The sequence below is a fragment of the Pseudoalteromonas sp. S16_S37 genome (assembly GCF_014694405.1).
Taxonomy (GTDB): domain Bacteria; phylum Pseudomonadota; class Gammaproteobacteria; order Enterobacterales; family Alteromonadaceae; genus Pseudoalteromonas.
Map to the genome: position 1 here is coordinate 21,216 of NZ_JAAUWV010000028.1, position 22,159 is coordinate 43,374.

The 22,159-nt window shown below is 41.5% G+C and carries 18 protein-coding genes and 1 pseudogene; 15 read left to right on the forward strand and 4 right to left on the reverse strand.

What is annotated here, in order from left to right:
* Positions 1–5 precede the first annotated feature (5 nt).
* The 4 genes from HC733_RS13080 to asnB all read left to right on the forward strand — a co-directional run bounded on the left by HC733_RS13080 (position 6) and on the right by asnB (position 4,564).
* Positions 6–734: a DUF969 domain-containing protein gene (locus tag HC733_RS13080; RefSeq protein WP_190365491.1), complete on the forward strand. Its 729-nt coding sequence runs from the start codon at positions 6–8 to the stop codon at positions 732–734.
* A complete protein-coding gene (locus tag HC733_RS13085) occupies positions 731–1,750 on the forward strand; it encodes a DUF979 domain-containing protein (RefSeq protein ID WP_190365492.1) in 1,020 nt (339 codons plus the stop codon). Before HC733_RS13080 ends, HC733_RS13085 begins: the two co-directional genes overlap by 4 nt.
* Positions 1,743–2,405, forward strand: a complete 663-nt coding sequence (pcp, locus tag HC733_RS13090; protein ID WP_190365493.1) for a pyroglutamyl-peptidase I — start codon at positions 1,743–1,745, stop codon at positions 2,403–2,405. Before HC733_RS13085 ends, pcp begins: the two co-directional genes overlap by 8 nt.
* A 491-nt stretch (positions 2,406–2,896) precedes the next feature.
* A complete protein-coding gene (gene asnB, locus HC733_RS13095; RefSeq protein ID WP_190365494.1) occupies positions 2,897–4,564 on the forward strand; it encodes an asparagine synthase B in 1,668 nt (555 codons plus the stop codon).
* Between the two features lie 70 nt (positions 4,565–4,634).
* Here asnB and pssA read toward each other — a convergent pair whose 3' ends face one another.
* The gene (gene pssA / locus HC733_RS13100) at positions 4,635–5,960 is read right to left on the reverse strand and encodes a CDP-diacylglycerol--serine O-phosphatidyltransferase (protein WP_190365495.1); all 1,326 of its coding nucleotides are present in this window, start codon (positions 5,958–5,960) and stop codon (positions 4,635–4,637) included.
* A 254-nt stretch (positions 5,961–6,214) separates the two neighbouring features.
* Here pssA and trxB point away from each other — a divergent pair, with 254 nt between their 5' ends.
* From trxB to infA, 4 genes are all read left to right on the forward strand, one after another.
* Positions 6,215–7,168: a thioredoxin-disulfide reductase gene (gene trxB, locus HC733_RS13105; protein WP_190365496.1), complete on the forward strand. Its 954-nt coding sequence runs from the start codon at positions 6,215–6,217 to the stop codon at positions 7,166–7,168.
* Between the two features lie 91 nt (positions 7,169–7,259).
* Positions 7,260–7,976 carry a leucyl/phenylalanyl-tRNA--protein transferase gene (aat, locus tag HC733_RS13110; protein ID WP_190365497.1) on the forward strand — a complete coding sequence of 239 codons (717 nt, stop codon included), beginning with the start codon at positions 7,260–7,262 and terminating at the stop codon, positions 7,974–7,976.
* A complete protein-coding gene (locus HC733_RS13115; protein ID WP_190365498.1) occupies positions 7,969–8,685 on the forward strand; it encodes an arginyltransferase in 717 nt (238 codons plus the stop codon). The genes aat and HC733_RS13115 overlap by 8 nt, the downstream gene beginning before the upstream one ends.
* Positions 8,686–8,848: 163 nt before the next feature.
* Entirely contained in the window at positions 8,849–9,067 is a 219-nt protein-coding gene (infA, locus tag HC733_RS13120; RefSeq protein WP_058029687.1) for a translation initiation factor IF-1, read from the forward strand.
* A 151-nt stretch (positions 9,068–9,218) separates the two neighbouring features.
* On the opposite strand, the gene clpA is transcribed toward infA, so the two are convergent.
* The gene (gene clpA / locus HC733_RS13125; RefSeq protein WP_190365499.1) at positions 9,219–11,483 is read right to left on the reverse strand and encodes an ATP-dependent Clp protease ATP-binding subunit ClpA; all 2,265 of its coding nucleotides are present in this window, start codon (positions 11,481–11,483) and stop codon (positions 9,219–9,221) included.
* Positions 11,484–11,512: 29 nt separating this feature from the next.
* A complete protein-coding gene (gene clpS, locus HC733_RS13130; RefSeq protein ID WP_190365500.1) occupies positions 11,513–11,830 on the reverse strand; it encodes an ATP-dependent Clp protease adapter ClpS in 318 nt (105 codons plus the stop codon).
* A gap of 198 nt (positions 11,831–12,028) precedes the next feature.
* Between clpS and cspD the strand changes: the two genes are divergently transcribed.
* Positions 12,029–12,247: a cold shock domain-containing protein CspD gene (gene cspD, locus HC733_RS13135; protein ID WP_152085782.1), complete on the forward strand. Its 219-nt coding sequence runs from the start codon at positions 12,029–12,031 to the stop codon at positions 12,245–12,247.
* A gap of 270 nt (positions 12,248–12,517) precedes the next feature.
* Entirely contained in the window at positions 12,518–14,743 is a 2,226-nt protein-coding gene (locus tag HC733_RS13140) for an NADP-dependent isocitrate dehydrogenase (RefSeq protein ID WP_190365501.1), read from the forward strand.
* A 66-nt stretch (positions 14,744–14,809) separates the two neighbouring features.
* Here HC733_RS13140 and HC733_RS13145 read toward each other — a convergent pair whose 3' ends face one another.
* Positions 14,810–16,834: a TonB-dependent receptor plug domain-containing protein gene (locus tag HC733_RS13145; RefSeq protein ID WP_190365502.1), complete on the reverse strand. Its 2,025-nt coding sequence runs from the start codon at positions 16,832–16,834 to the stop codon at positions 14,810–14,812.
* A gap of 151 nt (positions 16,835–16,985) precedes the next feature.
* Here HC733_RS13145 and HC733_RS13150 point away from each other — a divergent pair, with 151 nt between their 5' ends.
* The 5 genes and pseudogenes from HC733_RS13150 to HC733_RS13170 all read left to right on the forward strand — a co-directional run bounded on the left by HC733_RS13150 (position 16,986) and on the right by HC733_RS13170 (position 22,047).
* A complete protein-coding gene (locus HC733_RS13150) occupies positions 16,986–17,627 on the forward strand; it encodes a pseudouridine synthase (protein ID WP_190365503.1) in 642 nt (213 codons plus the stop codon).
* Between the two features lie 76 nt (positions 17,628–17,703).
* Positions 17,704–18,810: pseudogene (gene mnmA, locus HC733_RS13155) on the forward strand (tRNA 2-thiouridine(34) synthase MnmA); the annotation flags it as partial.
* The gene (gene hflD / locus HC733_RS13160; RefSeq protein ID WP_190365505.1) at positions 18,810–19,412 is read left to right on the forward strand and encodes a high frequency lysogenization protein HflD; all 603 of its coding nucleotides are present in this window, start codon (positions 18,810–18,812) and stop codon (positions 19,410–19,412) included. The pseudogene mnmA and the gene hflD, both read left to right, overlap by 1 nt.
* 36 nt (positions 19,413–19,448) lie before the next feature.
* The gene (gene purB, locus HC733_RS13165) at positions 19,449–20,819 is read left to right on the forward strand and encodes an adenylosuccinate lyase (RefSeq protein ID WP_190365506.1); all 1,371 of its coding nucleotides are present in this window, start codon (positions 19,449–19,451) and stop codon (positions 20,817–20,819) included.
* A 64-nt stretch (positions 20,820–20,883) separates the two neighbouring features.
* Positions 20,884–22,047, forward strand: a complete 1,164-nt coding sequence (locus HC733_RS13170) for a cupin domain-containing protein (RefSeq protein ID WP_190365507.1) — start codon at positions 20,884–20,886, stop codon at positions 22,045–22,047.
* The last annotated feature ends 112 nt before the right edge of the window (positions 22,048–22,159 follow it).

A 22,159-nucleotide genomic window follows, 5' to 3' on the forward strand; every position in this document is an offset into this window, starting at 1 on the left:
CATTTATGAATGAGTTGAACCTATTACCTTTGATAGGTATTGCAGTCGTAGTGCTTGGCTTTGCTCTGCGATTTAACCCCTTATTGGTGGTGAGTATTGCCGGCCTTGTAACTGGCTGGGCCGTTGACCTAGATTTTTTAACCTTGATTGGAACCTTTGGCGAAAAGTTCATGAACGCTCGTCAACTCGCCAGCTTTTTGCTCATCCTTCCCGTTATCGCCCTTTGCGAAAGATATGGGCTTCAGCAAAGAGCTAAATCTTGGATTGCCAGCATAAAATCAGCCACTACAGCTCGCATCTTAAGCCTTTATTTTGTAGTTCGTGAATGCTCAGCAGCACTGGGGCTATTAAGTTTAGCGGGTCATCCGCAAACAGTTAGGCCATTGCTCGCACCAATGGCACTCGGGGCGGCAACAAACTTACATGGCCCGTTACCTAAGCATATCAAAGATATGATCAGTGCCCATGCAGCTGCTTGCGATAATATCGCAGTGTTTTTTGGTGAAGATATATTTATCGCTTTTGGTGCGGTGTTACTTATGGACGCATTTTTGAAAGAAAATGGTATCGAAGGCATAGAGCCGCTGCACATTGGCCTGTGGGCAATACCCACCGCCATTGCCGCTTTGATTGTTCATTTGTTTAGACTGGCGCGACTAGAGGCAAAAATAAGCCAGCAAATGCAAGAGCATACCAATAACCAAACACACACATTAAGCGAGAAGCTATCATGAGCGCGCCAGTAACAACGCATACAGAGGCTTCTGCTGTTTTATCAATCAACAACATTTATTTGCTGATTGGTTTTGTCGTGATGTTTTTGGTGGTAAAAACGTTACAAGATCAAGGTCATCCAAAAAAATGGACTACGGCGCTTTTTTGGTTTTTATTTGGCAGTGTTTTTTTGTTTGGTGACTTATCAATTAAGATGTTTGGCCCATCAATTACCTATCAATGGGTTGGGTTTAGTGTTTTAGCAATCGCGCTACTTGCTGGCTTAGGCAAAGTATCTATGGGCAGTTACGACATGCCCACAGATGCAGAGCTTGAAATAAGTTCAAACCGCATAGGTAATCGCTTATTTGTACCTGCTGTGATGATCCCCATAGTCACCGTTGTTTGCACGCTACTTTTAAACAACATTAACATTGCCAATATTTACCTCTTCGATCAACGTCACGTTACGCTGGCGGCGCTGACATTAGCCTGTACATTAGCCTTACTTGTTGGCTGGAAGATAACGTCTGGTTCACCACTGTTAGCACTTAGCGAATCTCGCCGCTTGGTCGACTCCATCGGATGGGCGGCAATCTTACCGCAAATGTTGGCAATGCTGGGCGGTGTATTTATCGTAGCGCAAACAGGCACCGCTATTCAGGATTTGGTGACGCTTTTTATATCACCGGATAATCGCTTTATGCTGGTGGTATTATACTGTGTCGGCATGGCGCTATTTACTATGATTATGGGTAATGCGTTTGCCGCATTTCCGGTAATGACAGCGGGCATCGCAGTGCCTTTTTTAATACAAGGACACGGGGCATCCCCTGCTCCTTTGGTCGCAATTGGTATGTACTCGGGGTACTGCGGCACCTTAATGACACCAATGGCGGCAAACTTTAATATTGTGCCAGCAGCGCTACTTGACCTAAAAGACAAGTATCAAGTGATCAAAGTTCAGATCCCAACCGCGTTGACCTTGCTTGCGATTAACATATTGCTCATGTATGGAGTGATCTTTAATGACTAAAACACAAAAACCCAGCATTTTAATTACAGGCTTTGCACCGTTTGACGGTGAGCAGCTAAATCCTTCTTGGCAAGCGGTATCTGAACTTGAGGGCGAACACATTGGCGGTAGTGTTATCCACACCAAAGAGCTGCCATGTGAGTTTGGCACCTCTTTAAAAGAGCTGCATCAAGCCATCGATAAATATGCACCTCAGCTTGTGCTTTGTGTAGGCCAAGCGGGAGGTCGAGCAGATATATCTATTGAGCGCGTTGCAATTAATGTGAACGATGCACGGATCCCCGATAATGCAGGAAAACAACCCGTTGATACCCCTGTCATCGCCGGGGCACCAAGCGCGTACTTCACCAATCTGCCAATTAAGCGGATGCTTCTTGCACTACAACAAGCGCAAATTCCGGCTTCTATCTCAAATACCGCAGGTACTTATGTGTGCAACCACGTAATGTATGGCTTAATGCACTTAATCAACCAGCACGATACGCTCGTTAAAGGTGGCTTTGTACATATCCCTTACTTACCATCACAAGCCCTAAACCATGCTAATGCACCCAGTATGAGCTTAGAGACTGTAGTCAGTGCACTGCGTGTAATAATTACTTGCGCGATGCAAGACAAACAAGATGTAAAGATTGCCGCGGGTACAACCCATTAATTTTTATAAAATTTTTAATACACTAAAATCACAGTAAGGAAAGATAAAATGGCACAAACAACGCCTGCAACTAAAAAAGTGATCACATCGCCCAATGTTTTAAAACAAATCATGGGCGGCAGCGGAAACGATCAGTTTCCTAAAGAAAAGCGCCCCAAATTCAATTAACCTATCACTTTAGGCTAGTTCGGTAACTTTCGCGGTGTAGGCTCAACTAAGCTGGTTTATACCGCGTTTAAGTGAACATCAAATTTCACGTTTGCATTGTTTAGTGATCAACTCCCGTCACCCACTCAATTTTTGAATAACACAATCGTACAAAATAAGACTGTTTTTCAGTAATTTCGCTGTTATAAGTGTCAGGTTTTAGAAGTTTCATGTGACTTCGATTGCCAACTCTGGTAAATCTATATCAAACAGTACCTATCACTCACTTATTTTGGCACTGTTAACGTATAAAAATAAATCAATACACAGGAATGAGGTAATTTATGTGTTCTATTTTCGGCGTATTGGAGCTTAAATCCGATCCCACTCAACTTCGCTCTCAAGCGATAGAAATGTCAAAGCTACTACGCCACAGAGGACCAGACTGGTCTGGTGTTTATTCATCAGATAAAGCCATTTTAGTTCACGAACGCCTTGCTATTGTTGGTGTATCTAGTGGCGCTCAACCACTATACAACCCTGAAAAAACACATATTTTAGCGGTAAATGGTGAAATATATAACCACAAAGAGTTAGCTAAAGAACTAATTACTGATTTCGAATTTCAAACCGAGTCTGACTGCGAAATAATTTTAGCTTTATACAAGCAAAAAGGGCCTGAGTTTTTAGATGACTTAAATGGCATTTTTGCATTTTGTTTGTACGATGAAGAGCAAGACGCTTATCTAATCGGTCGTGACCACATTGGTATTATTCCTTTGTATACGGGCCGAGACCAACATGGCAACTTTTATGTCGCTAGTGAAATGAAAGCACTGACACCTATTTGTACGCAAATCGAGGAGTTCCCTCCGGGCCACTATTTATACTCTAAAGAAGGTAGCATTCGTCAATACTATCAACGTGACTGGCAAGAGTATGATGCAGTTAAAAATAACCCTGCGAGCGCTGAAGATATCAAGCATGCGCTTGAGGCGGCTGTTAAACGTCAACTAATGTGTGACGTCCCCTATGGCGTGTTACTCTCTGGTGGTTTAGATTCTTCGGTAATTTCTGCCATTACCCAAAAGTTTGCAGCAAAGCGAATTGAAGATAACGACGCAACAGATGCTTGGTGGCCAAAACTTCACTCTTTTTCAATAGGCCTTGAAGGTTCGCCTGATTTAGCTGCAGCACAAAAAGTTGCTGATGAAATTGGGACTATACACCACCCTATTCACTTTACCGTACAACAAGGCATTGATGCGTTGAAAGAGGTGATTTATCACCTTGAGACCTATGATGTCACGACCATTCGAGCCTCAACCCCGATGTACCTTATGTCTCGCCAAATCAAAGCGATGGGCATTAAGATGGTATTGTCTGGTGAAGGCGCTGATGAATTATTTGGCGGATATTTATATTTCCACAAAGCACCTAACGCGCAAGAGTTCCATGAAGAGTTAAACCGTAAAGTGTCTAAACTACATATGTTTGACTGCTTACGCGCTAACAAGTCAATGGCTGCATGGGGCGTTGAGGCACGTGTCCCATTCTTAGACAAAGAATTTGTTGATGTGGCAATGCGCACTAACCCTGAGCAAAAAATGTGTAAAGATGGTCGTATCGAGAAACATATTCTGCGTCAGGCATTCGATGGATATCTACCGAATGAAGTGTTATGGCGTCAAAAAGAACAGTTCTCAGACGGTGTAGGTTACAGTTGGATTGACTCATTAAAAGCGCATGTTGAAGAGCTAGTAACTGACCAAGAGTTAGAAAATGCACAGTATCGCTTCCCTATCAATACGCCTGATAGTAAAGAAGCCTATTTCTACCGTCAGATCTTTACTGAGCATTTCCCTGGTGATGCAGCCGCACACTGCGTACCACATGGCAAGTCTGTGGCTTGCTCAACACCTCAGGCACTCGCGTGGGATGAATCATTCCTAAATAACGCTGACCCATCGGGCCGCGCAGCTAACGTGCATAACGACGCTTACAAGGCATAACTGACTGCCTTGAATATAAAAAACCCAGCGATTGCTGGTTTTTTTATATCAAAATTGGTAACAAGCGCTTTTAAATAAAGCGCTTAATAATAAAGTCTACTTTGACGCGCTTTGCCTGACCTAGCAGTTTTTTAACGGGAAGTGGATAGTCTTCAAGCGTCTCAACGTCTTCAGGCCCTGTTAATAGCCTGCAATTTGCCAAAATAGCCTGCTTTTCACGGTCTATGTCTGCCAATATTTGCTTGTCAGGATCTTCAATTAAAATACCATTCTCAATGTCCAAGCCCCAAGCACGAGGGTTAAGGTTATGTCCACTGAGTAAATGGGTGTGATTATCTTTGCAGATCCCCTTTAAGTGAAATGAATTACTGCCTTCTTTCCACAGATATACTTTTAGATGCCCGGACTTAATAAAACGGTGCTGAGATTTTAAAAACTTTCTGAGTATGGTTTCATACAGATAAGGCAGCGCACCTATTTTGCTAAAAGGCTGACTCGGGCAAATATAAAAATCGTTTGCCGTTTTATCACCAACCACAATTGTCACTTGCTGCCCTTGCTTCAATAAGCGTCGCAAAGAGCGTAACAATGGTGCCGGAAAGTTAAAATACGGCGTGTAAAGTACTAACTCTTGCTCAGTGGTATCAAATAAACTTTTAATTAAGCGATTAAGTTTATTTGTTCGTCTACCAAAGCCCAAAAATGGCCTAACGTTCAAAGCGTCGCTACAATCAGCGCCGGCAAACGTATATTTTGCCTTTTTCAAGTCTCGCATCAGTTTCTTTTGTGCAAGTTTGATATCTGCGAGCTTCGGTAATGGACGCTTATCCAGACGTGCAACCGCTTCAGAGCTTAGTAAATACTGCTCTGTAAACTGACAGAAGCTATCGGCAAGCTTTGCTTGGTTGATAACAAAATATCTGTCTAATCGATACTTATCTTCATACTGCAGATAAACATTGTTTAAACTTGCGCCGCTGTACAATAACTTATCGTCAATTACAAAGCCCTTCAAATGTAGTACACCAAAAAGCTCTTTTGCTTTTACTGGTACCCCGTACACTTTAACATTGCTGTTTGCTGCCTCTAGCGCATCACAATATAGCTTTGCATTGCCCTCTGACTTTTCTTCACCGATTAACCCTCGCTGTGCACGGTGAAAATCAACCAAGACATTTATCTCTAGTGATGGATTAGCCAAAGATGCATTATGTAAGGCACTAAGAATTTCCCGGCCTGCTTCATCATTTTGCAAATACAATGCGGTGATGTATATCCTTTGCTTTGCTTGGCGTATCAGACTTATTAGCTCATCATGATACTGCTTTGCATTCGTTAAAACTCTGATTTCATCTGCTGCCAATGCAAATCCAGGTGTATCCTGCCAAAATGCCATAAATACCTATTCGTTAGGGGTTATTCTTAAAAGAATAACGAAACAAAATTACTAAGAACATACCAAAAAAAAAGCGTGTGGTCATGCAATAGCGTCAGTTTCACGATTGATGGATGAAATAACCATCAAGTACACTATTTTTGACAACTATACGATTTATTCAAAAACGAAATTTGAGTTTTATTTTACATCTAGGTTGAATTACTTAGAATCGACCTCATTGATTCTTGGTATTTAAATTTTAGGAATATCCCATGAGTGACGTTAAACACTGCAAACTACTTATTTTAGGTTCAGGCCCTGCAGGCTACACAGCCGCAGTCTATGCCGCACGTGCAAATTTAAACCCAGTACTGATCACTGGTATGCAACAAGGTGGCCAACTAACAACCACGACTGAAGTTGAAAACTGGCCTGGAGATGCACACGGTTTAACAGGCCCTGCTCTAATGGATCGTATGAAAGAACATGCGGAGCGTTTTGAAACTGAAATTATTTTCGACCACATTAATAAAGTTGATGTGACTAAACGCCCTTTCACTTTGACAGGTGATCAAGGCACGTATACCTGTGATGCACTTATCATTGCAACTGGTGCTTCAGCGAAATACCTAGGTTTAGAATCAGAGACTGCATTCCAAGGCCGCGGTGTATCTGCGTGTGCAACATGTGATGGCTTTTTCTACCGTGGCCAAAAAGTTGCGGTTGTAGGTGGTGGTAATACAGCTGTTGAAGAAGCGCTTTATCTGTCAAATATTGCCGAAGAAGTTCACGTTATTCACCGTCGTGAGACTTTCAGAAGTGAAAAAATATTGTCTGATCGCCTAATGGAAAAAGCGAAAAATGGTAATGTTGTTTTGCATTTAAACCGTACACTTGATGAGGTTTTAGGTGACGAGATGGGTGTGACTGGTATTCGCATCAAAGAAACCGATTCTGACAATACCGAGCAGTTAGATCTTGCGGGTGTTTTCATTGCTATCGGTCATAAGCCAAATACTGATATGTTTGAAGGTCAATTAGAAATGAAAGATGGTTACTTGGTAGTACAATCAGGTTTAAATGGCAACGCAACACAAACCAGTGTTGAGGGTGTTTTTGCCGCCGGTGATGTATCAGATCATATATATCGTCAAGCAATTACCTCTGCAGGTACTGGCTGTATGGCAGCCTTAGATGCTGAAAGATACTTAGATAACCTAAAATAATCGGTTATTGACAATGGGAGCTCTTGCTCCCATTTTATTTACGCTCAAATTGCGCTATGTTAATTAACATATCTAGTTCACACCTCCTTGTATGACACAACAATTGTTTCACTTAAGCTTAAATGACCAACGATTTCCACCTTGTGAATTTGCTTTAAAAGACCCCGATGGCTTGTTGGCGATTGGCGGATGTTTAAGTATAAAAAGACTTAGAAATGCTTATGCTAGCGGCATCTTCCCTTGGTTTAACGAAAATGAGCCTATTATGTGGTGGTCACCCAGTCAAAGGGGCATTATTGAGCTTGATGAATTTCATATCAACAGAAGCCTAAAAAAAGCTCAACGTAAACTGAACCCTGTTGTGACCGTCAACATGGCTTTTTCGCAAGTGATGATGGCCTGTCGTCAACAACGAATTAATAATGAGGGCACTTGGATCAATAGTGATATGTTGCTCGCTTATCACGAAGCGCATAAACAAGGCTTAGCACATAGTTTAGAAATCTGGCATAACGGCAAATTAGTCGGTGGTTTGTATGGTGTGATGCAATCTGGCGTCTTTTGTGGTGAGTCTATGTTCTTCCATATACCCAATGCGTCAAAGCTAGCGATGTGGGCCTTAGTGAATTGGCTCAAACAGCACAATGCGCACTTTATCGATTGCCAACTTGAAAACCCTTACTTAACAAGTTTAGGTGCAAAAGTTGTATCACGAGAAGAATTTTTGACTAAACTAAATACAGCGGCACAGTATAGCGTGCCTGACACAATGTGGCTTGCTCAAACATTGGAAAACATTTATGACTGAACATTTCCCTTCTAAAATTGGTTTAAGTCAGCAGTTTAGTTGTAGCTATTTACCTCAGCAACAGGAGCAGTTGCTAGTAATTTTGGACCCGTCCTGCTACACGCCAGCACGCTTTGAGGGATTATTAGAATTGGGTTTTAGACGTAGCGGTGACCAAATATATCGCCCTCATTGCCCAAAATGCAGTGCCTGCCAGTCTATGAGAATTCCTGCTAAACGCTTCATTGCGTCAAAATCGCAAAAGCGAAAGTTCAAAAAAGCAGTTAACGATTTTTCTTTTACTGTAAGTCATAAAGAGCGCGATGAGTACTACCCTCTTTATGAAAAATATATTTCTCTGCGCCATAGTGATGGCAGTATGTATCCGCCTAATAGATTGCAATATGAAAGCTTTTTGTTTTGTCAGTGGTTGCCAATCACTTTTTTAGAGCTGTGGCATGAAAGCAAATTGATAGCTGTCGCAGTCACAGATACAATGCCGAACTCGCTTTCAGCCATCTATACATTTTTTGACCCAGAATATGAGCATTACAGTTTAGGAAATGTCATGATCATGGCACAAATAGATCATGCGACTAAGCTAAACAAAGACTTTGTTTATTTAGGGTATCAAATAGACAGTTGTAAAAAGATGCGCTACAAATCGCAATTTTTGCCCGCTCAAAGATTTGTGAACGACGTTTGGATTGATCAAGTGAGTAAGTTTTAACGTTTCCAAAACCCATACCGTAAGTTTGAATTGACGCGATTAATCACTTCCTAATGCTGATTGGCCAATTAAATAACAAATTTTTGGCCCTTACCTTTACTTATCGTCTGCTTTTGGGCAAAATCTGCAGCGTTTAATTATTCAAAGAGGTGTTACGCTACACATGGCGAAAGAAGACGTAATTGAAATGCAAGGCACAGTCCTTGATACTTTACCAAATACAATGTTCCGCGTTGAGCTAGAAAATGGTCACGTGGTTGTTGCACATATTTCAGGTAAAATGCGCAAAAACTATATCCGTATTCTTACTGGTGACAAAGTAACGGTAGAAATGACACCGTACGACTTAACCAAAGGACGCATTGTCTTCCGCGCTCGTTAATAGAACGGTGTAGAACCCATAAGTCAGGTTGTATTTTAAAGTACGGAGGTCTTTATGTACTTTAAAATCGCGTTGAAGTTAAATACCAGCGCCTAACAAAAAGCCTAGCAAATGCTAGGCTTTTTGACGTTCAATATTAAATCAATAAATATCAGGCCGACACTAAAGTTGACTCATATCTAAAGTCTAGCTCTCCAGACTTAACACCAACTTTAACGTTACCTCCCTCACTCAACTTGCCAAATAAGATTTCGTTTGCCAGTGGCTTTTTAAGTTTGTCTTGGATAACTCTTGCCATAGGACGCGCGCCCATCGCTTTATCATAGCCAAGATCTGCCAACCACTCTCTGGCAGCAGAGGTAAGCTCAAGGCTAACAGCCTTCTTATCTAGCTGTGCTTGTAACTCAACAACAAACTTATCAACTACCTGCAAGATCACCTCTTTTTCAAGATGGTTAAACCAAATAATATTGTCCAGCCTATTTCTAAATTCGGGCGTAAACACTTTGTTGATCTCAACCATTGCATCATGTGAATGATCTTGCTCTTGGAAACCAATAGATTTACGTATAGTCTCTTGAACACCCGCATTAGTTGTCATTACCACAACTACATTTCTAAAATCGGCTTTTCGGCCATTGTTGTCAGTTAATGTACCATGGTCCATAACCTGAAGAAGAATGTTGTAAATATCAGGGTGGGCTTTTTCAATCTCATCTAAAAGCACTACTGCATGTGGATGCTTAATAACGGCTTCGGTTAACAAGCCACCTTGTTCAAAGCCCACATATCCAGGAGGCGCACCGATTAGACGGCTAACGGCATGTCGTTCTGAATATTCAGACATATCAAAGCGAATAAACTCCACGCCCATACACTTAGCTAATTGCTTAGTCACTTCAGTTTTACCAACACCCGTTGGACCTGCAAATAAGAATGAACCTATCGGCTTATCCTCGTTAGCAAGACCCGAACGTGACAAGCGAATCGCTGATGTTAAGGCATCAATAGATTGATCCTGACCGAACACTAACATTTTTAGGTTACGGTCTAAATTTTTCAACGTTTCTTTATCACTATTCGACACACTTTGCTGAGGTATTCTGGCAATCTTCGACACTATCATTTCGATGTCAGACACCCCGATGGTTTTCTTGCGTCGTGAGATAGGCTGCAATCGTTGATTTGCACCAGCTTCGTCAATAACATCAATTGCTTTATCAGGTAAATGACGCTCATTGATATACTTTGCACTTAACTCTGCTGCTGCACGCAATGCTTTTTGTGTGTAGCGTATACCGTGATGCTCTTCATAACGCTCTTTGAGGCCATAAAGAATTTTTGTAGTATCAGCAACACTTGGTTCAACCACATCAATTTTTTGAAAGCGTCGTACTAATGCACGGTCTTTCTCAAAAATGTTTTTAAATTCAGAGTATGTTGTAGAACCCATACAACGTAGTTGACCACTTGATAATAGTGGCTTAATTAAATTTGACGCATCCATCACGCCACCAGAAGCGGCACCAGCACCGATTATGGTATGAATTTCATCGATAAACAAAATTGCGTGAGGCTTTGCTTGAAGCTCTTTTAACAGTGATTTAAAGCGCTTTTCAAAATCTCCACGATATTTCGTTCCGGCAAGTAGTGCCCCCATATCAAGCGAGTAAACGACCGCATCTTCAATAACTTCAGGCACTTGTTTATTAATAATACGATAAGCCAACCCTTCGGCAATTGCGGTTTTACCAACACCCGCTTCGCCTACCAACAGAGGGTTGTTTTTCTTACGTCGACACAATACTTGAACCGTACGCTCGACCTCTTCATCTCGCCCAACCAGCGGGTCGACTTGACCAGCTTGCGCCAATGCATTTAAGTTGGTTGTAAAGTTCTCCAGTTTAGTATTATCGTCAGCTTGAACTTCATTAGTATCATCATGAATATCTTCATGATCATCATGCTCAGATTCTTCGTCAACTTTAGATATACCGTGGGAGATAAAGTTAACAATATCAAGACGGCTAATATCGCTCTTTTTAAGAAGATAGACTGCTTGACTCTCCTGCTCTGAAAAAATGGCTACCAGTACGTTTACACCGGTTACTTCACTTCTACCTGATGATTGCACATGAAAAACGGCACGCTGTAATACACGTTGAAAGCCTAGTGTAGGTTGGGTTTCTCTATCTTCCTCCAAATCTGGGATGACGGGAGTTGTCTCATCAATGAACTCTGACAATTCACGTTTTAAATTTTCTATATCAACCCCGCAGGCGCCTAACGCCTCTCCTGCTGATGGGTTATCGATTAGCGCCAATAACAAATGCTCTACTGTCATAAATTCGTGGCGACGTGTACGTGCCTCACGAAAAGCGGCGTTTAAGGTAACTTCTAAGTCTTTATTTAGCATTGGCAACCCCCAAACGAGAATCAAAAAGGTTATTCTTGCTCACAATTACACAGCAACGGGTGCTCATGATCGCGAGCGTAACGATTTACCTGCTCAGCCTTTGTGTGGGCAATATCTGCAGGATATATACCACATACAGCTTTTCCCTCATGATGCACTTTCAGCATCACTTCAGTTGCTCTTTCGCTATCCATATTAAAAAATGTCATCAAAACTTCAATTACAAACTCCATTGGCGTGTAATCGTCGTTATTCAAAATGACCTTGTACTTACGTGGAGGGCTCAGCTTTTGCTTTGCGCTTTCACGTACCGTGTCTATCACACCTGAATCTTTCGTCCCACTCATAATAAATATAGTCTTGTCTTGGTAACTCAAGCAAACTTGAATTATAAAATAAATAAAATGTTAAAAAAAACGTTAAAAAACTTGACTGACTGCTCATTTAAACTACAGTCGTTATAGATTGCTTAATCTATGGGCAGTCTAGCAAATTATAAAGTTTAGATTAACTAAATTAGTCAACTTATAGAAGGATGTAGAAGTATGGCTTGCGGAAAAGTCAAATGGTTCAACAATGCCAAAGGGTTTGGTTTCATCGTAGAAGACGGCAGTGAGGAAGATATCTTCGCCCATTACTCAACGATTGTAATGGATGGATACAAAACGCTTAAAGCTGGTCAGGATGTAACATTCGAGCTACAAGAGGGACCGAAAGGTCTACACGCTACCAACATCGCACCTCGCGATGAAGAAATGGCGTGATTGTAGTTTTGGCTATCGGAAGCGGGTTGCATTTGTTTCTCGCTTCATATTCCTTATAATTTTTCTTTCTTCCCCTTTAAAATTTCTAATTAGCCCTCAGTTATAATGCTTGCTACAATACTGCCCGTTGTCGTCAGGTAGGTTAGATATATTTATTTACCCTTGAGTGAAAATATCTAACAAACTTGCTATAACCTGTTGCCTTAGGCAACATAGCATTCCCTTTGCATTGTTGAATGGCTGTAAAAGCCACAAAATCTAGGAATGATGATGACATCAAAAATTATTTATACAAAAACCGATGAAGCTCCGGCGTTAGCCACATATTCATTGCTACCGATCATTCAAGCATACACCAATGCCGCTGGCGTAGAAGTTGAAACTCGAGATATCTCTCTTGCGGGACGTATCATCGCAAACTTCCCTGAGTTTTTAACTGAAGAGCAGCGTATTGGCGATGCACTTGCAGAATTAGGTGAATTAGCTAAAACACCAGAAGCTAACATCATCAAGCTACCGAACATTAGTGCTTCTATTCCTCAGTTACGCGCCACCATTAAAGAGTTACAAGAAAAAGGTTATGCGTTACCTGATTACCCTGCAGAGCCAAAAGACGACAAAGAAGCAGCTATTAAAGCTACTTACGACAAAATCAAAGGCAGTGCAGTAAACCCTGTACTTCGTGAAGGTAACTCTGACCGTCGAGCGCCAGCATCAGTTAAAGCCTATGCGCGCAAGAACCCGCATTCAATGGGTGCTTGGTCTGCAGACTCAAAATCATATGTTGCAAGCATGAGCGATGGTGACTTTTTCGGTTCTGAGCGATCAACAACGGTTGAGCAAGCAACTGACGTACGTATTGAACACGTAGCTAAAAACGGCGATGTAACTGTATTAAAAGCAAGCACACTGCTACTAGCAGGCGAGATTATTGACGCATCTTGTATGAGTGTATCTGCGTTACAAGAGTTTTTAGCAGCAGAAATTGCATCAGCAAAAGATAAAGGTGTGCTTTTCTCACTACATATGAAAGCAACCATGATGAAGGTATCAGACCCTATTATCTTCGGTCATGCTGTAAAAGTATTCTACAAAGACGTATTCGCTAAACATGCAGAGTTGTTTGCACAATTAGGCGTTGATGTAAGCAACGGCCTAGGTGATGTTTACTCAAAAATCCAACAACTGGATGATGCTAAACGTCAAGAAATTGAAGCCGACATCGCTGCTGTATATGAATCAAGCCCAGCTATTGCGATGGTAGATTCGGACCGTGGTATCACTAACCTTCACGTACCAAGCGACGTGATCATTGATGCATCAATGCCCGCGGCTATTCGTACCAGCGGTCAAATGTGGAACGCTGAAGGTAAACAGCAAGACACTAGCTTTGTGATCCCTGACCGTTGTTACTCAGGCGTATACCAAGCCACTATCGACTTTTGTAAAAAGCACGGTGCATTTGACCCACGTACCATGGGTACTATTCCTAACGTAGGTTTAATGGCACAAAAAGCTGAAGAATATGGTTCACATGACAAAACATTTGAAGCACCTGCAGCTGGCACAATCCGCGTAGTTGATAGCAATAACAGCAATGTGTTGTTATCTCATGATGTTGAGCAAGGCGATATCTGGCGTATGTGTCAGGTTAAAGATGCGCCAATCAAAGATTGGGTTAAACTTGCAGTTAACCGCGCTCGTGCAACTGGTGTCCCAGCAGTATTTTGGCTAGATGAAAAGCGTGCACACGATGCTGAACTAATCAAAAAAGTGAATGCATACCTTCCTGAGCACGATACTGAAGGATTAGAGCTGTTAATTAAAGCACCTGTTGATGCCACTTTATACTCACTAGAGCGTATGAAAGAAGGTAAAGACACAATTTCAGTAACAGGTAACGTATTACGTGACTATCTAACTGACTTGTTCCCTATTCTTGAGCTTGGTACAAGTGCGAAAATGCTTTCAATTGTGCCTCTTATGAATGGTGGTGGCTTATTCGAAACTGGTGCCGGTGGTTCAGCACCTAAGCACGTTCAACAGTTTGAAAAAGAAAACCACTTACGTTGGGATTCTTTGGGCGAATTCTTGGCACTTGCGGCTTCTCTTGAACACTTAAGCCAAATAACTGGTAACGCTAAAGCTCAGGTTCTTGCTGATACACTTGATCAAGCTACTGGTAAGTTCTTAGATGAGAACAAATCTCCATCACGTAAAGTAAACGAGCTGGATAACCGTGGTAGCCACTTCTATCTTGCTCTATATTGGGCTCAAGCACTAGCTGCACAAACAACAGACACACAGCTGCAATCTCAATTCACGGATATTGCACGTGATTTGGAAGCACAAGAGCAAACAATTGTTGATGAATTAAACGGCGCACAAGGCAAAGCAATGAATGTTGGCGGCTATTATCAGCCTAACGACGAGCTTGCATTTGCGGCTATGCGTCCTAGCAATACATTCAACCAAATCTTGGCTAAATTAGTTTAAGATTTAAAAAATATAGACCCAAAAAAGCCTGCTCTCGCAGGCTTTTTTATTTGCAGATACATATCTTTAGAATAGATATCTATACGATAACTTAATGTCTCGTCCCCTAGCTCTATACTCACCAAACGGCTTACCTGCTTTTTCACCAAACGGAATTATGGCAGCTGTACTATAGGTTTTATCTAGTAAGTTATTTACATCTAAGGTAATTGTAGAATTACTATTAACCTGATAATTAAGGGTTCCAGAAAGCACTTTGTTCGAGTCTTTATCTACCAAGGTGTCAACGCCACTTCGCCCACTCATTGACAGCGACATGCTCCAGTGTTCAGAGGGGGCATAAAGCAACGATGTCATCGCGTAAGTTTTCGGCACTAATTTATCCGATGGAGAAGTTGTTTGACCTGGCTCGATGGTTGTTTTGTTGCTAAACAAGTGAGTGATAAAACCTTTTAATTCTAAGTTTGGGAATATCCTAGCCTGCCACTCCAGCTCTAGCCCCTCGGCTTTATTGTCTGCGATATTACCTAAGAAAACATTGTCACCTTCAACACGAAAATCAATCAACTCACTAATTTTATTGCGATAAAAACTCGTGCTAAATGTAAAGTCTTGGTTTACATACTGATAAACCATCTCTAGTGCTTCTAAAGTGGTTGGTTTGAGCTGGTTATTACCAACAGTCAGGCCACTTTCTTCATCGTACAAATCTCCTAATGAGGGCACGCGATACGCCTCTCCATATATCAATTTAAAGGTGTGTGCATTATTGGGCGCATAAATAATGGTCGCTCTAGGATTGGTTTTATCTTCAACGTCATTGTACCCATCACGGCGTAACCCAATAGTCGAGCGCCAGCGTTCATTCCAGTTAGACTCCAACTGGCCATACGCCATTCGAATCTTACGCTTTTTATCTTGCACAATTCGCTGGCTTGGTTGGGTTAACTCTACAACTTCGCCAAAGAAATCAAGATCACCAAAAATATCGTAATTGCTTCGTAAATAACCCCCAGGCACTTGAGATCGCACAACCTCAGCCCCCACTGAAAGCCGATGAGAATCGCCTACTTGATAACTGTAGTCGGCATTTGCTCGATATGAATCGTGTGTAAAATTCTCACCAAATAAAAAATCGCTCTGCTCAAAAGGCCCTGTTCCTCTAAGCTCAAGAGCTGAAAGAGATTTGCGCCTTGCTTTTGAATACTCCATGCCAACATTGAGAGTCCAAATATCTTGCTCGCTGGTCTCATATTCAAGTCGTGACAACCAGTGTTTAGTATCTACGTTATTAGTTCCATCTCTTAGGCGTCTAAAGAGGTAGTGGTTATCTCGGGTAGAATTTAAATAGTGATTTCGAAAAGTGAAATTTTTGTACTTTGCTAACAGCTCGAGCTGTTTTGACTCGTGCGCATCGCTGGTTGTCTCTTGCAACGCAAACCTATCAAAAACATTGTCAAGCGTGTCACCATTATCTTTATACCAATGAATATCAATGCCTAGCATAAGGTCATCAAATTGATGTACTAAACCGCCATTGAGTTCTTTTTTTGCAAATGAACCAATCGAAAGCTCTAGATAGTTTTCAACTTTAGTCACTATATTTATCACGCCGTGAAAGGCATTAGAACCATACAAAGTCGAGCCAGGACCCCTTATGACTTCAACTTTATCTACATTATGTAAGCTCACAAACCGGTCAATATAATTAATGCCGCCAGTGTAGTCTTCGTTTAAACGTTGGCCATTGACGAGTACCAATAAAGTGTTTGCATATTTTTGTGGGTGACCACGTGCAATAAGATAAGACTGGTTTCCTTCCACTGAGTTATACATGGAGTAAAAGCCAGGAATATGAGTAAAAAGTTCACTAAGTGTTTCAATCCCTAGCAACTTTATTTGCTCAGCCGAAAAGTAACTCACTGTCGAGGGCGCATATTTAAGCTGTACATTTGTTTTAGTCGCAACAGCAATAGGCACATTTTGTAATTCTTCTAATGTGAGAGTAAAAAGTTCATCCTGAGCACGACACGACAACGCGATGAGCACGCCAAAAGTACTAACAAAATAAACCACTCTCGTTTTGATCATAATATCCGTCTTGGCTTTCCCAATATTGTTATACATAACTTAGTAATATTAAGCACATTTGTCACGAAAAAACCAAACAATAATACAAAGCTTTGTGGTTCAGGGCTGAGCAATGTTACAATTTATTTTGTTGTGATTATCTGGTGAGAAGATGAACAAAACTACCGCAAAAAAAGTTCAATTTAACAAAGCAAAACGTTCTACTAAGTTCACTAAAACAAGAACAGTTAAACAGGCGTTACCTCCAGAACAGGTAAAAATAGTTCTGTTTAATAAGCCATTTGACGTTTTGTGCCAATTTACCGATGACCAAAACCGCAAAACACTTGCCGACTTTATAAAAGAAAAAGATGTTTATGCAGCAGGACGCTTAGATAGAGACAGTGAAGGGCTGTTGTTACTGACCAACTGCGGCAAGCTGCAACATCAGCTCACTGATCCAAGCAAAAACTCGCTAAAAACCTACTGGGTCCAAGTCGAAGGCGTACCATCTCAAGCATCAATAAATGCGTTATGTGATGGGGTTGAGCTAAAAGATGGCCTAACTCGCCCCGCCAAAGTTGAGATCATACCGGAGCCTGATATTTGGCCTAGAACACCACCAATTAGAGAACGAGCCAATATCCCCACTACGTGGCTGAGTATAAGCATTAGTGAAGGAAAAAATCGTCAAGTCAGACGAATGACAGCGCATATAGGCCACCCAACTTTACGTTTGATCCGAGCAAAAATTGGCAAATATACCTTAGATGGATTAAAAAACGGCGAATATAAAGTACTTGGTAAGCAATGAATGCCTTATCAGCTTTTAGCATAGGGCTTTTGCGTGCTATAATCACGGCCTTTCCAAATCAGGTAAATTTACAGCAAACATTATGAGCGATAATAGTCACATTAAAGTCATTGTTGGCATGTCCGGCGGTGTAGATTCTTCAGTTTCAGCATACTTATTAAAAGAACAAGGCTATCAAGTTGAAGGTCTGTTCATGAAGAACTGGGAAGAAGATGATAATGATGAATATTGTGCTGCTGCTGAAGATTTAAAAGACGCACAAGCTGTCTGCGATAAGCTAGGTATTGAGCTACATACTGTCAACTTTGCAGCAGAATACTGGGACAATGTATTCGAATATTTCCTTGCAGAGTACAAAGCAGGACGCACACCCAATCCAGATATCATGTGTAACAAAGAGATCAAATTCAAAGCGTTTTTGGAATTTGCAGCACAGGCCCTTGGCGCCGATTATATTGCGACGGGTCACTATGTCCGCCGCGAAGAACGTGATGGCAAATTCGTCATGTGCCGAGGTCTTGACGATAATAAAGACCAAAGTTACTTTTTGTATACTTTAAGTCACGAGCATATTGCGCAAACTCTTTTCCCTGTTGGTGACATTGCTAAACCAGAAGTACGTCGCATTGCAGAAGAGCAAGACCTAATAACACACGACAAAAAAGACAGTACCGGCATTTGTTTTATTGGTGAGCGCAAGTTCAAAGATTTCCTACAAAAGTTCCTACCCGCGCAACCTGGTGAAATTGAAGATACAGACGGCAATGTTGTTGGCGACCATGAAGGTTTGATGTATCACACACTTGGTCAACGCAAAGGCTTGCTTATCGGTGGAATGAAAGAAGGCAACGGTGAGCCTTGGTACGTTGTTGATAAAGACATTGAGCGAAATGTACTTGTAGTTGGCCAAGGTAGCGACCACCCTCGCCTATTCAGTAATGGCTTGAATGCAAACCAGTTACACTGGGTTGACAGACAAGGCCCTAAAGGAACAACTCGTTGCACGGTTAAAACACGCTATCGCCAAAACGACATTCCTTGTACTTTGCTTGTCGGTGAAGACGGCATGGCTCGCGTGTTGTTTGATGAGCCTCAAAAAGCGGTGACGCCAGGACAATCAGCGGTATTTTACGCAAATGAAGTTTGTTTAGGCGGCGGGATTATTGATTCGGTGATTAAATAATGTCAGCAAATTATGTGATGCCCTTGGCTGCGATGTGCCAAATCACAAAGTTAGTACAAAAAACAGCTAAATATGGGCAGTTTAACGAACGTGAAGTAGAAAGCTTTTTACACAGCATTGTTAATCTCACCCCTGAGAAACCAGAAGACGTGTATTCTGATTCATTCGCTTTAAAATCAGGTTATCGTATTTTGTTGGCGCAATTGTCGCCACAAGGTGATAAAGACGTTGAAATGGTCAAATATGTTGGCAGTTTAATGCAACTTGAAAGAGCCTTGATGAGTAACAAAAGTGCGCTTGACGAGTTGTCTAGGCGACTGAAAGACGTCGAGCGCCAACTGCAGCACTTTGAAATTACAGACAGCACCATAATCGCTGCCTTTGCTGATATTTATAGTGAAGTTATCAGCCCATTAGGTCAAAAAATTCAAGTCTTCGGACAACCTGAGTTGCTCAAACAAACCGCGACTCAACAAAAAATTAGAGCACTGCTACTTGCAGGTATTCGCAGTGCCGTACTTTGGCGACAGCTTGGCGGAAAACGCCGTCAGTTTTTCTTTGGTAAAAAGAAAATCATCGCCGAAGCACAGAAAAGAGTTTAAAAATATCGTTCAAAACCAATTAGTTTAGGAGTAATTATGGAGCTTTCAGCGTTAACCGCTATCTCTCCAGTGGATGGTCGCTATGGTGGCAAAACTACCGAGTTACGTGGCATATTCAGTGAGTTTGGCTTAGTAAAATACCGCGTGACTGTAGAAGTTCGTTGGTTACAAGCACTGGCGAAGGCACAAGGTATTGCTGAAGTACCAGCGTTCAGTGAGCAAGCTAATGCGTTGCTAGATAGCATCGTAGATAACTTCAGTGAAGCAGATGCTGAGCGCGTAAAAGAAATCGAGCGCACTACGAACCACGACGTGAAAGCAGTTGAGTACCTTCTAAAAGAAAAAGTTGCCGATAACGCTGAGCTAAACGCAATCAATGAGTTTATTCACTTTGCATGTACTTCTGAAGACATTAACAACTTATCTCATGGTTTAATGTTAACAGAAGCAAGGGATAAAGTTTTATTGCCATACTGCGATAAGCTACTTGCAGCTATCAAAGAAAAAGCAATTGAATACCGCTCAGTTGCCATGATGACACGTACCCACGGTCAACCAGCCTCTCCTTCTACTATGGGTAAGGAATTTGCCAACGTTTATGTACGTTTACAGCGTCAACGCGAGCAAATCGCAAACGTACAGATTTTAGGTAAAATCAACGGCGCTGTAGGTAACTACAATGCACACCTTAGCGCTTACCCTGATTATGATTGGCACTCTCATGCCGAGCAATTTGTGACCAGCTTAGGTTTAACTTGGAACGCATTCACAACGCAAATAGAGCCTCACGACTATATTGCAGAGCTATTTGACGCTATCGCTCGATTTAACACTATTTTGTTAGACTTTGATCGTGACGTTTGGGGCTACATTGCACTAAACCACTTCAAGCAAAAAACGGTTGCTGGTGAGATTGGTTCTTCAACTATGCCACATAAAGTAAACCCGATTGATTTTGAAAACTCAGAGGGTAATTTAGGTCTTGCTAATGCAATCTTTGCTCACTTGGCACAAAAGTTACCTGTTTCTCGCTGGCAACGCGACCTGACCGATTCGACTGTTTTGCGTAACTTAGGTGTTGGCATGGGATATGCCTTAATCGCTTATCAAGCAACCCTTAAAGGGGTAAGCAAGCTTGAAGTGAATGCCGATAAGTTACTTGAAGAGCTTGATCAGAACTGGGAGCTACTTGCTGAGCCAATTCAAACAGTAATGCGTAAATATGGCATTGAAAAGCCATACGAAAAGCTAAAAGAACTAACCCGTGGTAAACGAGTAAATCAAGCGATCATGGCTGATTTTATCGACGGCTTAGAACTACCTGAAGAGGTAAAAGCACAAATGAAACAAATGACGCCAGCTAATTATATTGGCCGTGCAGAAGCTTTCATCGACGAGCTTGTATAACTTCGAACAAAATTAAGTTATAAAGCGAAAGAGTAAAATCTTTCGCTTTTTTTATGGAAAATTTATGTATCAGTTACGCATCAATGATTTAACTACCGATCAGTTTTTATCAAATTATTGGCAAAAGAAGCCGCTATTAATCAAAGGCGGTTTCCAAAACTTTGTCGACCCTATTGAGCCTGAAGAGCTTGCAGGTTTAGCAATGGAAGAAACGATAGAGTCACGCCTTATCACAAATCACAATGATGATTGGCAAGCCTATCACGGACCATTTGAAGACTTCTCTCGCTTAACTGATACCAATAGCACCTTGCTCGTTCAAGCTGTAGATCACTGGCATCCTGATGCTGCACAATTGATTGAACCGTTCCGCTTTATTCCTAATTGGCGTATTGATGACTTAATGATTAGTTATTCTACACCTGGTGGCGGTGTTGGGCCTCACCTAGACCAGTATGATGTATTCATTATTCAAGGACAAGGCAAGCGCCATTGGCGAGTTGGTATGCCCGACCCATCACTAAAGCAGTTTGCTCAGAACAAAAGTTTACTTCAAGTAGAGCAATTTGAAGCGCTAATAGATGCGGTTTTGGAACCTGGCGACATACTCTATATCCCCCCAGGTTGCCCTCATGAGGGCTATGCTGTTGAAAATGCACTTAATTACTCAGTTGGTTTTAGAGCTCCAGATCAAAAAGACTTAATATCAAACTTTGCTGACTATTTAATCGACCATGAGCTTGGAAACAAACGTTACAGCGATCCGAACTTATTTAAACCAGACTCAGTAGGACTAATCAGTGAAGATGAAATTGATACAGTTCAAAAGCTAATGAAAGACCTACTGGAAGATAGATCTACATTTAAACATTGGTTTGGCACAATGATCAGCCAACCCAAGCATGATATGGATCTTGCACCGCTAGATGAACCTTTGCACTGCGAAGAACTTGTTGAGTACCTAGCCTCAGCAGAAACAGTTGTGCGAGCTGGGGGCGTTCGTAGTGTTTATCAAATTACACCCGAGCAAATATTACTTAGCATTAACGGTGAAACTTATCGCTTGCCACTAACATCATTGGCAGGAGTGAAACTGTTAACTGATGAAAATAGCTTTACAGTATCGCAAATTAAAAATGCATTAAATTGTGTGGAATTTATGAAAACCTTTACTAAACTGATTAGTGAGGGAACGTATTACTTACAAGAAGGCGATGAGTTTGAGTAAGCCGACAATGGCAGCTCAAACTGTGACCGTTGCCAAGTAACTTTAGGTTTATTTTTAATCATTGTGCACGGCTTGTACAATGATTAAATGGGCGCAAAAATATGCACTTAAA